This is a genomic window from Vibrio fortis, assembly GCF_000695685.1.
Lineage (GTDB): Bacteria > Pseudomonadota > Gammaproteobacteria > Enterobacterales > Vibrionaceae > Vibrio > Vibrio fortis_A.
The window spans coordinates 122,113-133,843 of sequence record NZ_JFFR01000025.1; the positions used below are offsets into that span (position 1 = coordinate 122,113).

Sequence of the window (11,731 nt, forward strand, 5' to 3'; positions counted from 1 at the left end):
AGAAGTCCTATTATGACCAGTCCATTTTGGCAAGAAAAATCACTAGAACAGATGACCGAACAAGAGTGGGAATCGCTTTGTGATGGTTGCGGCAAATGCTGTTTGCACAAACTAATGGATGAAGATAGCGACGAAGTGTACTACACCAACGTGGCGTGTAGCTGGTTAAACAGTAAGACGTGTTCTTGTAAAGATTACCCAAATCGTTTTAGCTCAGGCGAAGAGTGTTTGAAGTTAACTCGTGACAAGATTGATGAGTTTCACTGGCTTCCTGACACATGTGCTTATCGCCTATTGTCAGAAGAAAAGCCACTGCCAGAATGGCACCCACTGATTACTGGCTCTAAATCTGCAATGCACGCTGCGGGTGAAAGTGTACGTAATAAAGTAGTGTATGAAATTGATGTTATTGATTGGGAAGACCACATTTTAAATCATCCCAATAGGAACTAGGCCGCACAAGGCGTGGCGGGGCTTTATCAAAGGCTTGTCCATCAATAATCATCAATATTTATCTATATTCTGAAAATTTGTGGACACAATGTGGACATTAAAGTGTCCACATGGGGTGGTCATACTGCCTTTTTAGTGTCCACAGAAACCGCTTGTTTGATATTCACTAACGGGTTCTTTGTGACCACATCTTCTAGGTGATCTGGGGCGAGGTGTGCGTATCGCATGGTCTGCTTAATATCGCTATGACCAAGGATGCGTTGAAGGGCGATAATGTTGCCGCCGTTCATCATGTAGTAAGACGCAAAAGTATGGCGCAGAACGTGGGCCGCTTGCTGTTTTAGTCGTGGAACGTTTCTCACAATGAATCGGTAAACGGTCGAATAGCCAATGCTAAACAATGGGCCAGAACCTTCCTTGTAAATCTCTTCGTAAAGTTCGGGGCTGATCGGTACCGAGCGATTCTTTTTACCTTTCGTTTGAGTGAACGTGACTTTGTATTTTGTGATTTGAGCGCCCGTTAGTCGGGATGCTTCGCGAAAGCGACCACCTGTAGCCAAACAAAGTTTAATAATCTTATGCATGTCATCATGGAATTCGTGTGCCTCTGCCTTTGTGATAAGGTTCTGCATTTCCTCAATGGTGAGAAATTCCATTTCAGGTTCGTGCAGTTTGAATTGGCGGACAGCTTTCAAAGGGTTTTCGCCTTTCCACTCTCCCATGCGCTGCAGCTCGACAATCACAGCATTCAGTAGATCTTGTTCGTTGTTGCAGGTACGAAAAGACACTTCAACCTTTCGGCCATTCAAATCTGCGACTTCACCTGCAAGGCGGCGAGTGCGGTATTCAGTAAACATCGTTGCCGTGAGCTTATGATAAAGCGGGTCGCCTAACGCCAAGCCCATAACCTTCAACTTATTGTAAGTGTATTTGGAATGGGCAAGTGATTGGCCGTGGCGTTCTTGCCATAAGTCGATCATATCCAACAGGCTACGAGTTTGGCTTTTCTCACCTAACCATGGTTTGTCGTCGGTTTCTTTTAAAACAAACTTCTCATACGCAAGCGCTTCGCCTTTTGTGGCGAAGCGTTTTCTTACACGTTTACCATTGCGGCCATTTGGACGAACATCGCAAATCCATGGTTTTTTGTTGCCGTCTTCTACTTTACGAACGCTCATATCAGAAATTTGTGCAGTTTACTCTACAGGTTTAGTTATTAGGTTCATGAACTGTTCACCTGAAACTTTTATTTCAACATCATCAATTTCAAAGAAGTCATCTAATGTTTTGCTGTTAACTAGTTTGAGTGAAGCTTTGATATTTGCTGTCTGATTGACCTTGTCTAGTTTGTCGATAGTCAGAGACGCCAAAGTGGGGTGTTTCGATGATTGAACATAATAGGCTTTATTCCAAGTGCAGCTAGATGAAAGGTTGCCACTAGATTTGTTCTCTAAGGTCGATGAAAAACCTTGAACAATGTCGTCTCGATAAAGAGTAACGTCACAGAAATTGTCGTTATCTTTTCCAAATGTTATTGAAACGGCAGGTTGTTCATTCATCGTGTATGCAAAGTCTGAAACTGTAATCTGATTAACGCTGAATTCAGGTTCTGACTCAGAGCAGCCTACAAGGGTCAGTGCTGATAATGCTGTTAATGTTAATAATGATTTCGTCATGAGTTGCTCCTAGCCTATAAATAAAGCTAGATATTAACTTAAAAACATTGGCTTAGATAAGCATTGATGAAACATGATGCGCATTTGTGAGCCGAAGCAAGTGGATGTTTGCTTTACTCTTTAATCATGCTCATTGTTACTCGACCAAGCACATTTATGTCTTCTTCTGTTGCTTCAATAGTCGAGTTCCCAAAGCTTATTGCGAGCTTCTTACCAGGTAATCTTTGAACTTGGTTTATAGAGTGAGCGCCGTCTATTTCTATCAGGTAACGACCAGAAGTAGCGTGGGTTTCTTCTGAGTTAATAAAGCATCGTTGACCATCGTGCTCGACGATAATGGTTTTACTTGCTTTCAACCCATAACCATCAAGAGTAAGTGAGTCGATTGAAAGAGAGCCTCTTTCTTCAAGCTTCCCATTGAGAATGATGTTAATTGAAATGGAGTCCGCTGGGGATTGCTCGTCATCGAATGGTTTACCTTCACCAAGGGCAAGGTACCTAACAGAAGCCCCAGACTTTAGGTGCTCCCTCACAATCAACTCGAATCCTGTCCGATCATGGTGATGCCAAGTCGAAAACGTAGAACTAGGTACGCCATAGTAGTCACTCATAAGCTCATAAGTCTTACAACCAGTCACTTCTTTTAGCTTTTCGGTAAATTCCCGCCCCTTCAAGTACTCAAATGGAGGAACTTTTGCTTTTAATCTACTCATATAGCAAACCTGCTTTTACTTAAATGACAAACAATCCTAAAAATACCTTCATATGAGATCTAAAGCTGGCTTTTAAATTTAAATCTTGCAAATGAAAGAATTTGATCGTAAGTTTATCCCATACAAGATGATGGCTAACCAATCTCACTCAATCGCCATCAAATACACTCAAACAAGTAGGATACCACTTATGGCAACTATTCAAATAGCGGTAGACGCACCTTTTTGTACTAAAAAAGAGTTTATCCGTCGCACTGGCTGGTCTTCATCTTCCTTAGACCGCGCTATCACTGCAGGTGAAATCCCAGTTCTAGAGAAGAAAGGCAGAAGCGGCAGCGTTCTTATCAACTTGGTCAAGCTTTACCAACGTGCAGCGGAGCAACAAGTATGAGCTCTGCTATCCCACCTAAAACCAAACTCACTCAGCAAAATGCAATGAGTGAGTCTTGGGAAGAAAACTACCCAAACAAATGTCCGCTTTGGCTGAATATCATCGGCTGGTCATTCGTTTTCGTTCCTTTCTTCTTTAAATGAGTATTGGTTATGGACGCAAATAACTCAATGTGTGTATTACGCGAACGCAAACAACAAACTTTTGATGCGGCTTGTTGTGATTTTGTCGTCAATCACGATGTTGAAGCGATAGCTCGTAAGTTAGAGCTAAGTGGCACGATGCTTCGCAACAAGCTGAATCCGAACCAACCGCATGTACTTAAGCCAGTTGAGTTAGCGTTAATCAGCCGCGTTTCTGGTGACTACTCAATCGTAAACACGTTATTTGCCAATGATGGTGTTGTAACCATTCCACTTCCAAAAGACGAAGACGAACTCAACTTGCTTGAAAGGGTTCTTCAGCTAAACGCCCACTCTGGTGAGCTTTCTAGCGATGCGTTAGCCATGTGCACCGCAGAGCGTTTACCGCGATCTACTAAACGCAAAACCTTAGCCAAGGCGCAAGCCGCTTTGGGCAATCTGGTTTTGCTTATCAATGACCTTGAACACCGCACCACAGGCCTGCAGCCACTAATGCAATTTGGCACAGATTTTCTGGCTAATGGTGCACCTATTCCAGGCTTAGCCTAAACAGCCTGAGTCCGATTAAGAGGATATGAACGCCATGAGTCAGTTAGCCAGACAACAAGAAACGCAGCCCCAAGTACCGAGCGCAGCAGATAGCATTGCCGCGTGTAAGTCGCTTTTCGATAAAAGTGCAAAGCGTAGAAAGCTACGCGATATGTATAACGAAATGAGTGATCGTAGCCGTGGCTTAATTCTGATTGCAGGTGGTATGCCACCAAAAGATTACAGCCGTGAGTTTGATTCATTCGATGACCTTGAGTTGCAAAAAGTCCGTTCTGGAATGCAGCTACTTAAAGAGATGGTGATGAAGTTCGACCGCAAAGTGGGTGATGTTCGCCGTCTAAAACATTCCGATATCAGCAAAGTTAATTAACAGCCTAGCCAGCCATTTGCCCCTGTAACAGGGGGCTTTTTTTCGTCTTAGCGTAGGAGCATAGAAGATGAACGAAAACAAATCTGAACTTGAGCAAGCAAAAGAACTTCACCAAGAAGCCATGGAGTTCTTAACCAAAGCTCGACAAATTCACGACAGCACATTGAGCCATCAACGTAAATTAGCATTTGCGTTGAGCTCTGTTCTGCCAAAGAACTTCGGCATTATTGAGCATGATGATTTACCACCTGAAGTATTAGCTAATAAGAGTCGCCAACTAGTAGATGTAATTGCCAATCGTGATCTTATGGATGTGATTAATACCATCATGAATATGGCAATCACCAACAAAGACTTAATTCATACCTCTGTCGACTACGCAGCTTCTGTAGATTGTGTTTGTGTTCGCGCAAGCTCATTGAAGCCAGAAGGCGGCTTAACAGTTAATGAAAATATTTTCTTGCAGAGCGACAACGCTCTAGCAGAGCTGTTGGCAATTGAAGATAAACTGATCGACATAATTGCTGATGCGCATGAAGCCTCTGAAACTATCGCGGGGGTGGAAGCATGAGCAATATCTACGTCCACCTATTCAATACATCATTTGAACAGATTGCTGCACGTTTTGAAAAAAGCAGCACCGCACAGCAGGAAGAGATTGTTATCCAGTTAGATGCGATTGCTAAAAAGCTGACACCTGTTCAAACCCATCGCCCACTAGAAGAAGTTTTAGCTGACATCAAAGAAGCCATGCAAGGTGATCGGGCTCGTGTCTTCTTCGCTCATACCTATGTGAGCTGGTATCGCTCTTATCAAAACGAGAATGCGAAACCTCAGCTACACCATTGGTCGCAGCTAGACATGAAAAATCGCAGCTTGTTTATTGAAATGCTTGCTCTGCGTGATCTTGGTCGTTGGGACGATGAAGCACTTTTTCAATTCGAACAGTACTGCTTGTCAGTTATTGAGGGGTAAGGCATGAGCATGATCACCGTATTTCGCAAAGATTTAGAGTATGGCCTTCGTGGTGAAGGCTTTACCACTCGCAAAATTGAACAGTTCATCCGTGTGTTCAAAGGCGTTGATTCAAGCCAAGGCGCAATGCTTCAGCTTGATTCTACTCGCGCTATGTTGGTCAACGTGAATGGTACTGAGCAAGGGTTATGTCTTGAAGACTTTATTACTGCTTGGTGGGTTTTCTGGGTTGTTGTATTCAACCAATCAACTGATAACGCAATGCATCATCAAGCTTTAGGCGCAATTCGCGCACTTTTCTTTGTTTCTGCTTGCACCAAAAGCACTAGCCAAAACGCAACCATGCAAATGTGGTGGAGAGACTGTGAGCCGCTACATGGTCATCCAACAGTGGAGGCGATGTGATGCTGCATGAATTTGTAAGCCACGGAGAAAAACTGAAAGTCACAAATGCAGGATGGGTAAATTCAGCCAGAGCAGTTTATGTCACCTTTACGGGCAACGATGGTTGGGGTGTTTCAATTACGATTCCAGAGTCAAAGCTCAGTGAGTTTTTAGATGATCCAATTGCCCAGTACGCATTCATTTGGAAGGCCAAAAGGTACCTAGGAATGGAGGAACCATCATGCAATACGCAGCAGTAATGCTTTGCTCTGGTGGCGGTGTTATCCGCCATGAAGAAACACAAGAAGTCGCCAATGTTTTGGTTGGCGACTTTGAATCAATGGAAGTGGCAATTGAACAAGCTTGCCAAGACCTAAGTTGCACTCACCTACACAAAGGGGTGATCAGCAAGGGAAAGGGGAAAGGTGGTTTTATGTTGGTTACAACTCAAGAACTGGAGGAAGTATGAGTGATCCAAAACACGTCCTTTGCCAAGACTGCTTAAAGCTGAAGCCGTACACATACGCCCGTCATTGCAGTGAAGAGCTGTGTGAATGCGGTGGGGATTTCTGCGGTTGCCCACATTGCCAAATCACAATCGAAGGTTTGCTAGTTGGTGAAACTAAGGCAGCAATTCTTGGTACGCAATGTGACATTCACGGTTGGACGCCTGAAGGTATTAAGTCAGAGGAAGCAGTATGAGTAACTTAAACCCATATTTGAAAACGTATATTCGTAAGCAGATTAAGGATGGAGATTTACCCTCAATCTCAGCTGTAAAAATCGCTATAAAAGAGGGTAAGAAAGTCGTTGAATCATTTTCTAAACATGGCTCGGATCGCGTCTAGCTTCTGTTCATATTCAGGGTCACTTTCGGGATATATCTCAATGAATTCTTCTTCGGGAATAAAGAAAACATGATCAAATCCTTCAATTGAGTCGGAGGCTTTGTTTATGCAGATTAGTCCGTTTTCTTCTAAAAAGTTGGTAATTGAGATGAACTCGTTTAATCCATTTGCAGTGATGGTTCGGTAAGGGCGTAGCGGTTTGAGGTATTTCTTTGGTTCGATAGGTGGAAGGATGGCAACGGTCATTTCCTTCCCACCAAAACTATTTGAATTGTCTTCGATGTGCTCAAGCAACATTCCATCAAAGTAATTGAGATTGAATGAATCATTAAGTAACTCAGTTTTCATTTTAAGCCTTAGTAAAATTATGAAATTAGTAGATTAGCACAATGAAAAACACAGCTAAACCAACCTTCACCGAGTCGCAAAAACGTGCAGCCTCCATCGCTTGTCAGCAATGGGGGCATTTGCACGTTTATCCGCAAAAACCTAAAGCGGTAGAGTCTTTGGCAGAACGCCCTGTGTTTGATCGTGAACCGGAGGGTATGAGTGTTACGGAACGCAAACTATTTGAAGCGAACCCAGAAGACTTCGAGTGGGCACGAGAAAGAATTAAAGACCTACCGGATTACCTAACCAAGTACTTCGTGACTCGTTACATTTCAGTTTTCGAAAAGAAAAGCAGAAGAGAAGCGAACATCTTTTTGCGTGAGCGCATGGGGCCAGCTGCAGAGCGTGCGCTTATGGTTTTGCGCAAATACAAAAAACTACCGACAACCCAAAAGGTTTCTTTGCTTAGTGAAGAGTTTAGCGACACTGAGCAAAGTGACTTTGCCAACAATAAGCAAGCGTACTTTGATTTTGACAAGGTAGAACAAAATCGCAAGCCAGTAAAAAATCGATTACTCGCAGAGCTTGAGCCATCTGAAATCAAAGAGATGGCTTTTAAAATCTCTGTCATTGTTGATCGCTTTTTTCGATTGGAAAGCGACAAATATCACGCAAAGACCGAGCTTGGTACCACCATGGCGGTGGTGTTCACCTATGAGCAAGTAGCTAAGTTCGTGACCGATACTTTTGGTGTTAAGCCTCCTCGCAAGTACAAAGACCAATCCGAACTATCTGCCCTACAAGACATCTCAAGGCTGATCAGCGAGAAGTGGTGGTGTGGCCGTCTTAATAAAATCCGCAAAATTATGCGTGAGCACCTAGCCATTGCAATGGGACAAGTATCTTCTAAGGCTTCACCGTATGCGTCTTGGGATTGTGTTCGTGAACACCAAGAACAGCAAACGGCCAACTATGAATACATCAAACAGTGTCAGCTATTAGATGAAGAAACAGGTGAAGAAGCTGATTTGTGGGATATGGTCAAAAAGAGTGTGGCTAACCCTGCGATACGTCGTCATGAATTAATGGTGCGTTGTCGTGGCTGTGAAGACATTGGTAACGAGCTTGGTTTACAAGGTTTGTTCTTAACGCTGACCACGCCAGCTAAATATCACAACTCATACAAGAAAGGCGGTTTCATTGGTCACTGGAACGGCGCAAGCCCACGTGATGCACAAACGTACTTAAACAATGTATGGCAACGAATCCGTGCCAAGTTAGGCCGCAAAGACATCCGTTGGTTTGGGGTTCGCGTTGCAGAGCCGCATCACGATGGCACACCACACTGGCACTTGCTTATCTGGGTTAAGCCAGAGGACAAAGAGTTAGTTACAGAAATATTTGTCGATTACGCAACGAAAGAAGACAAGCATGAGCTATTTGATAAACAAGGCAAGTTTGATCACTCGGCTCGTTGTGATGTAGGTGAAATTGACCCAGAGTTAGGCACCGCAACAGGATACATCGCTAAATACATTTCCAAAAACATCGACGGTTTCGCTATGGACGATGAAGTGTCCGACGAAACTGGCAAGTCAGTTAAAGACATGGCGAAGAATGTGAGTGCTTGGAAAAGCCGTTGGAACATTCGCCAGTTCCAGTTCTTCGGTGGTGCTCCGGTTACGACTTACCGTGAATTACGCCGCTTTGCTAACCAGAACAAAAAAGCGTTTATGGAATACCTCTTCATGCAAGAGCGCGTCGACCTACTCACTATTTACTCGATGTTACAGCGTGATTTGGTTGGGCCTATCAAGCCGAGCAAGCTGATCACCAATGAAGAGTTGATGAAGGTGATTGGTGATAGCTACCAAGCACGCACTAAGTCAGAAGATGCAAGCATCACAGACACTTTAAAAGCTGCCGACCATGGTAACTGGCAAGGTTACATCATGGGGCAAGGTGGCCCATTCGTTAAACGTGAAGATTTGCTGATCGTGAACTCTTATGAGGTTTTGCCGTTTGCTTCACCACATGGGGAAGACGTTCGCAAAATTGAAGGTTTCGCGACACCAGAAGAAACCATCAAAACACGCACCAAAGTTTGGACAATCCAGAAGAAGTCCAAGGTTAACGATGATGTTGAAGCGGGGGCTCTTGCTCTTTCTGGAGCCTCTGGCTCCTCTCGGAGTTCTGTCAATAACTGTACGGAGCCCGAGAAAGTACAGGTCTGCGATCAGCTAACCAGGTTATTAGCTCCAAATGAAATATTGGCGAATAGCCCACCAAATATTGATGAGTTTGCCTTAACTGCATTGCTAAAAGGCAGCTCACTAAAAGTAGATAACGAGACAAGTCTTCAAATCCGCCCTGCGGAGGTAGACGAACACGGCAATAAACGCCCAGCACAGCTTGTCGAAGTCAGCCGTGCACCTGCAGATGATCTGAAATGGATGGATTTTGAAGGGTGGGACCAACTATTTGCTCAACCTGAGCAAGTAAAAGATGAATACCAACAACCAGACCTTTCGTTCTTCCCTGAGTTGGAAAGCGACTGGCCGCTTAATTAAAGCTGAGTAATGGATTCAGAAGGGTCGCCTTGAGTGAGCTCTATTTGTTTTAGCAATTGTTCGTATTCAGCTTTGTCGAGAATCTTTTTCTGAGAGATTTCTTCAATCATCGGTACGAAACCTTGCTTGCTGCTCCACAGTATAAAAGTAAATACACCTAAAACTAAAATCACTAACATCGATGCTGTAATACTTTGCCAAACTCCATACATGAAGTTAGTTGATTTAGCATTCCTGAGCTTTCGTTCGTAGTCCTTCCTTTTTTGCTCTAGTTGCTCGTTGTAGCCAACTTCGAGTTCATCAATTTTCTCAGACTCAGAAAGGTTGGCATATTCATCTAAGATGTTAGCTGCGGCTTCTTCATAGAACGAGAGCTGAGCATCAGACGTGGAAATAGCCATGAATGATTCAAGTTTGTCACCAGGTAATGGTTCTTGCTCGCTATCAGTATGAGATTTTATGAAATCAATTTTTTGGCGTTTATACACCGAGTAGGCGACGATGCCTAAGATATCGTTTTCATTCTTTACGAGTTTTTCGTAAATCAAATTGTATTGCTTAGACATGTTTTCCGTAATCAAGCTAAATCTTTGGAGCGATTGATAGATGCTTGCATCATCATTGCACGAATCTCACCTACCGAACGCTTACGACGACGGATTGGAGTTTGAATGTAGATCGTTTCTGTCTCTTTTCGACCATATCTCATTATTTCAGCTGCTTTCATAGCGGCTGATAGGTGTCTTTTACTCATAACTTCCTCTCGGATAAGTTGTTACGAAATCACGTATCAACAACCTGTATATTATCAGAAAACCTCTAGATATCCATCAATATACATCAATATACGTCAATGGTGGCCTTTGCGTTTGGTTCCTCAATAGCATTCATCGAGCCTTGTAGAGGCATGATTTAAGTACTTTATTCAATACTTGTCTTTGATGGAGGCTTGCCCAGAACCACTGGCGCTAACATACCTTCCAATTGTTGGCAATGTCGCAACCCCGACATACCCAACTCAATTTTTTTCGTGCAATCTACATTTTTAGGGGTTGCGCGTTTAGCAACTCATCATAACGTAGGTATCAAGCTCGTTTCTTTTCCAGCTCCTGGTGAATCGAATGGATGAGGTCTAGCAGTTCATTGCGAATGCTGACCGGAAGCGAATGAATTAATTCACGGCGAGATTCTGTAACCGCTTCGTGCAATGCAACATGAGAGAAAGGTATTTTGAGCGCCGCGCATAGTAACCGCATTTGGCGAATATCTATAGGTCGTTCGCCTTGTTCCAAACGTTGCAACATGCGGTACTCGATGCCAGATAAACGAGCCAGTACCTTTTGGGTTTTCCGTTGTCGTAGTCGCTCTTGTATGAAAAACAACATGATAGGGTCGGTGTATCGATTGTTAGTTGGCATAAGGCTCCGTTATCACTCGCCAAATATGGCGGATTCGGTAGATGGATGTGCCAACCATGGTTAGTGAGTTATGAGCCTTGATGCGGATCACAACGCTACAGCATTAGAGTAATTAGAGTTCGCTGCGGCTAGATAGATAAATCGTCTTATCAGTATAGGCGAGAAATTCAATAAATAAATTTGTTACCATAAAACTACTGTATTAATATACAGTAAATCGTCAGTTAGGAGGCTAAATGTCTGAACTACATCAAAAAGCAGAGGAGTTGGTTTTGTGTGCGCTCGCAGACGATACATGCTGCGACTGCGATCAAGCCAACGAAGTCGGACTGTTTTTGTTGTCGCTGATCCTCGGACATAAAAAAGGGCAGCTAATTGCTGCCCCTGTGGAAGAGTTAAGTGCTAAAACAAGGCAAGTTGTTGCTTCAAGTGGTCGCGCTTGTCAGGAGATAAAACCTTGATTAGGCAATCTGCCAAATCGTTGGTCGTTTTTGATGATGGGCTCAGCGTGTGGCTAAAATATAACGACATAACAAATTGATGTTCACATGCTGGATTTTTACATTCGCAATAAAGGTCTGCACAATCGTTGGATAGGCGGTTAGTTTTCTTGATTACCGCCCGTTCTCCACAACCACAAAAAACACGGCTACCAAATATAGAAGGGTTGCTAGCCGCGCCAATTCCCATATGAAGCTTTGACGGTTTTAAAGAGTGTCTATACCCGATAGCACTGACGAAGGTGTGCCCACACTCTGGGTTAGAACAGGAACAAGACAAATCTGCGCAATTGGCATCTTTAGCGATGCTTCTACTTACAATCGCGCGTTCACCACATTTGCAATAAACTCGCATACATTGACCTAACTTAACTGACTGACAGAACAATATTACGTCAATGCCTGTGTTTT

General features: G+C 43.5%; 21 protein-coding genes. 13 read left to right on the forward strand and 8 right to left on the reverse strand.

Annotated elements, in window-relative coordinates:
* Positions 1–12 precede the first annotated feature (12 nt).
* Entirely contained in the window at positions 13–453 is a 441-nt protein-coding gene (locus tag VFDL14_RS08570; RefSeq protein ID WP_032551916.1) for a YcgN family cysteine cluster protein, read from the forward strand.
* A gap of 119 nt (positions 454–572) precedes the next feature.
* Here VFDL14_RS08570 and VFDL14_RS08565 read toward each other — a convergent pair whose 3' ends face one another.
* The 3 genes from VFDL14_RS08565 to VFDL14_RS08555 form a co-directional block, all read right to left on the reverse strand.
* On the reverse strand, positions 573–1,631 hold the full coding sequence (locus VFDL14_RS08565) for a tyrosine-type recombinase/integrase (RefSeq protein ID WP_032551917.1): 1,059 nt from the start codon (positions 1,629–1,631) through the stop codon (positions 573–575).
* Between the two features lie 18 nt (positions 1,632–1,649).
* On the reverse strand, positions 1,650–2,129 hold the full coding sequence (locus VFDL14_RS08560; protein WP_032551918.1) for a hypothetical protein: 480 nt from the start codon (positions 2,127–2,129) through the stop codon (positions 1,650–1,652).
* A gap of 113 nt (positions 2,130–2,242) precedes the next feature.
* On the reverse strand, positions 2,243–2,842 hold the full coding sequence (locus VFDL14_RS08555) for a helix-turn-helix domain-containing protein (RefSeq protein WP_072859695.1): 600 nt from the start codon (positions 2,840–2,842) through the stop codon (positions 2,243–2,245).
* Positions 2,843–3,032: 190 nt separating this feature from the next.
* Here VFDL14_RS08555 and VFDL14_RS08550 point away from each other — a divergent pair, with 190 nt between their 5' ends.
* The 10 genes from VFDL14_RS08550 to VFDL14_RS08510 all read left to right on the forward strand — a co-directional run bounded on the left by VFDL14_RS08550 (position 3,033) and on the right by VFDL14_RS08510 (position 6,356).
* Positions 3,033–3,233: a hypothetical protein gene (locus VFDL14_RS08550; protein ID WP_032552218.1), complete on the forward strand. Its 201-nt coding sequence runs from the start codon at positions 3,033–3,035 to the stop codon at positions 3,231–3,233.
* Entirely contained in the window at positions 3,230–3,376 is a 147-nt protein-coding gene (locus VFDL14_RS24710; protein WP_167332345.1) for a hypothetical protein, read from the forward strand. Before VFDL14_RS08550 ends, VFDL14_RS24710 begins: the two co-directional genes overlap by 4 nt.
* 9 nt (positions 3,377–3,385) lie before the next feature.
* The gene (locus VFDL14_RS08545) at positions 3,386–3,925 is read left to right on the forward strand and encodes a phage regulatory CII family protein (RefSeq protein ID WP_032551919.1); all 540 of its coding nucleotides are present in this window, start codon (positions 3,386–3,388) and stop codon (positions 3,923–3,925) included.
* A gap of 34 nt (positions 3,926–3,959) precedes the next feature.
* The gene (locus tag VFDL14_RS08540) at positions 3,960–4,295 is read left to right on the forward strand and encodes a hypothetical protein (protein WP_032552219.1); all 336 of its coding nucleotides are present in this window, start codon (positions 3,960–3,962) and stop codon (positions 4,293–4,295) included.
* Between the two features lie 67 nt (positions 4,296–4,362).
* Complete coding sequence (locus VFDL14_RS08535; RefSeq protein ID WP_032551921.1) at positions 4,363–4,866, forward strand: hypothetical protein; 504 nt, start codon at positions 4,363–4,365, stop codon at positions 4,864–4,866.
* Positions 4,863–5,270, forward strand: coding sequence for a hypothetical protein (locus VFDL14_RS08530; RefSeq protein WP_032551922.1), 408 nt, complete (start codon positions 4,863–4,865; stop codon positions 5,268–5,270). Before VFDL14_RS08535 ends, VFDL14_RS08530 begins: the two co-directional genes overlap by 4 nt.
* Positions 5,271–5,273: 3 nt before the next feature.
* On the forward strand, positions 5,274–5,675 hold the full coding sequence (locus VFDL14_RS08525; RefSeq protein ID WP_032551923.1) for a hypothetical protein: 402 nt from the start codon (positions 5,274–5,276) through the stop codon (positions 5,673–5,675).
* Positions 5,675–5,914, forward strand: a complete 240-nt coding sequence (locus VFDL14_RS08520) for a hypothetical protein (protein ID WP_032551924.1) — start codon at positions 5,675–5,677, stop codon at positions 5,912–5,914. Before VFDL14_RS08525 ends, VFDL14_RS08520 begins: the two co-directional genes overlap by 1 nt.
* Positions 5,896–6,123 carry a hypothetical protein gene (locus VFDL14_RS08515; protein WP_032551925.1) on the forward strand — a complete coding sequence of 76 codons (228 nt, stop codon included), beginning with the start codon at positions 5,896–5,898 and terminating at the stop codon, positions 6,121–6,123. Before VFDL14_RS08520 ends, VFDL14_RS08515 begins: the two co-directional genes overlap by 19 nt.
* The gene (locus VFDL14_RS08510) at positions 6,120–6,356 is read left to right on the forward strand and encodes a hypothetical protein (protein ID WP_032551927.1); all 237 of its coding nucleotides are present in this window, start codon (positions 6,120–6,122) and stop codon (positions 6,354–6,356) included. Before VFDL14_RS08515 ends, VFDL14_RS08510 begins: the two co-directional genes overlap by 4 nt.
* Before the next feature lie 113 nt (positions 6,357–6,469).
* Here VFDL14_RS08510 and VFDL14_RS08505 read toward each other — a convergent pair whose 3' ends face one another.
* Positions 6,470–6,850, reverse strand: coding sequence for a hypothetical protein (locus tag VFDL14_RS08505; RefSeq protein ID WP_032551928.1), 381 nt, complete (start codon positions 6,848–6,850; stop codon positions 6,470–6,472).
* A gap of 41 nt (positions 6,851–6,891) precedes the next feature.
* Here VFDL14_RS08505 and VFDL14_RS08500 point away from each other — a divergent pair, with 41 nt between their 5' ends.
* On the forward strand, positions 6,892–9,402 hold the full coding sequence (locus tag VFDL14_RS08500; RefSeq protein ID WP_084181882.1) for a replication endonuclease: 2,511 nt from the start codon (positions 6,892–6,894) through the stop codon (positions 9,400–9,402).
* On the opposite strand, the gene VFDL14_RS23670 is transcribed toward VFDL14_RS08500, so the two are convergent.
* The 3 genes from VFDL14_RS23670 to VFDL14_RS08495 all read right to left on the reverse strand — a co-directional run bounded on the left by VFDL14_RS23670 (position 9,399) and on the right by VFDL14_RS08495 (position 10,820).
* The gene (locus VFDL14_RS23670; RefSeq protein ID WP_152549256.1) at positions 9,399–9,950 is read right to left on the reverse strand and encodes a hypothetical protein; all 552 of its coding nucleotides are present in this window, start codon (positions 9,948–9,950) and stop codon (positions 9,399–9,401) included. The genes VFDL14_RS08500 and VFDL14_RS23670 overlap by 4 nt on opposite strands.
* Before the next feature lie 29 nt (positions 9,951–9,979).
* Entirely contained in the window at positions 9,980–10,156 is a 177-nt protein-coding gene (locus VFDL14_RS24560; RefSeq protein ID WP_157939091.1) for a hypothetical protein, read from the reverse strand.
* 331 nt (positions 10,157–10,487) lie between these two features.
* Positions 10,488–10,820, reverse strand: a complete 333-nt coding sequence (locus tag VFDL14_RS08495; RefSeq protein ID WP_032551929.1) for a helix-turn-helix domain-containing protein — start codon at positions 10,818–10,820, stop codon at positions 10,488–10,490.
* A gap of 236 nt (positions 10,821–11,056) precedes the next feature.
* Between VFDL14_RS08495 and VFDL14_RS24715 the strand changes: the two genes are divergently transcribed.
* On the forward strand, positions 11,057–11,281 hold the full coding sequence (locus VFDL14_RS24715) for a hypothetical protein (RefSeq protein WP_032551930.1): 225 nt from the start codon (positions 11,057–11,059) through the stop codon (positions 11,279–11,281).
* Here the strand turns inward: VFDL14_RS24715 and VFDL14_RS25115 are convergent.
* The gene (locus VFDL14_RS25115) at positions 11,223–11,675 is read right to left on the reverse strand and encodes an ogr/Delta-like zinc finger family protein (protein ID WP_084181883.1); all 453 of its coding nucleotides are present in this window, start codon (positions 11,673–11,675) and stop codon (positions 11,223–11,225) included. The two genes, VFDL14_RS24715 and VFDL14_RS25115, sit on opposite strands and share 59 nt — an antisense overlap.
* Positions 11,676–11,731 lie beyond the last annotated feature (56 nt).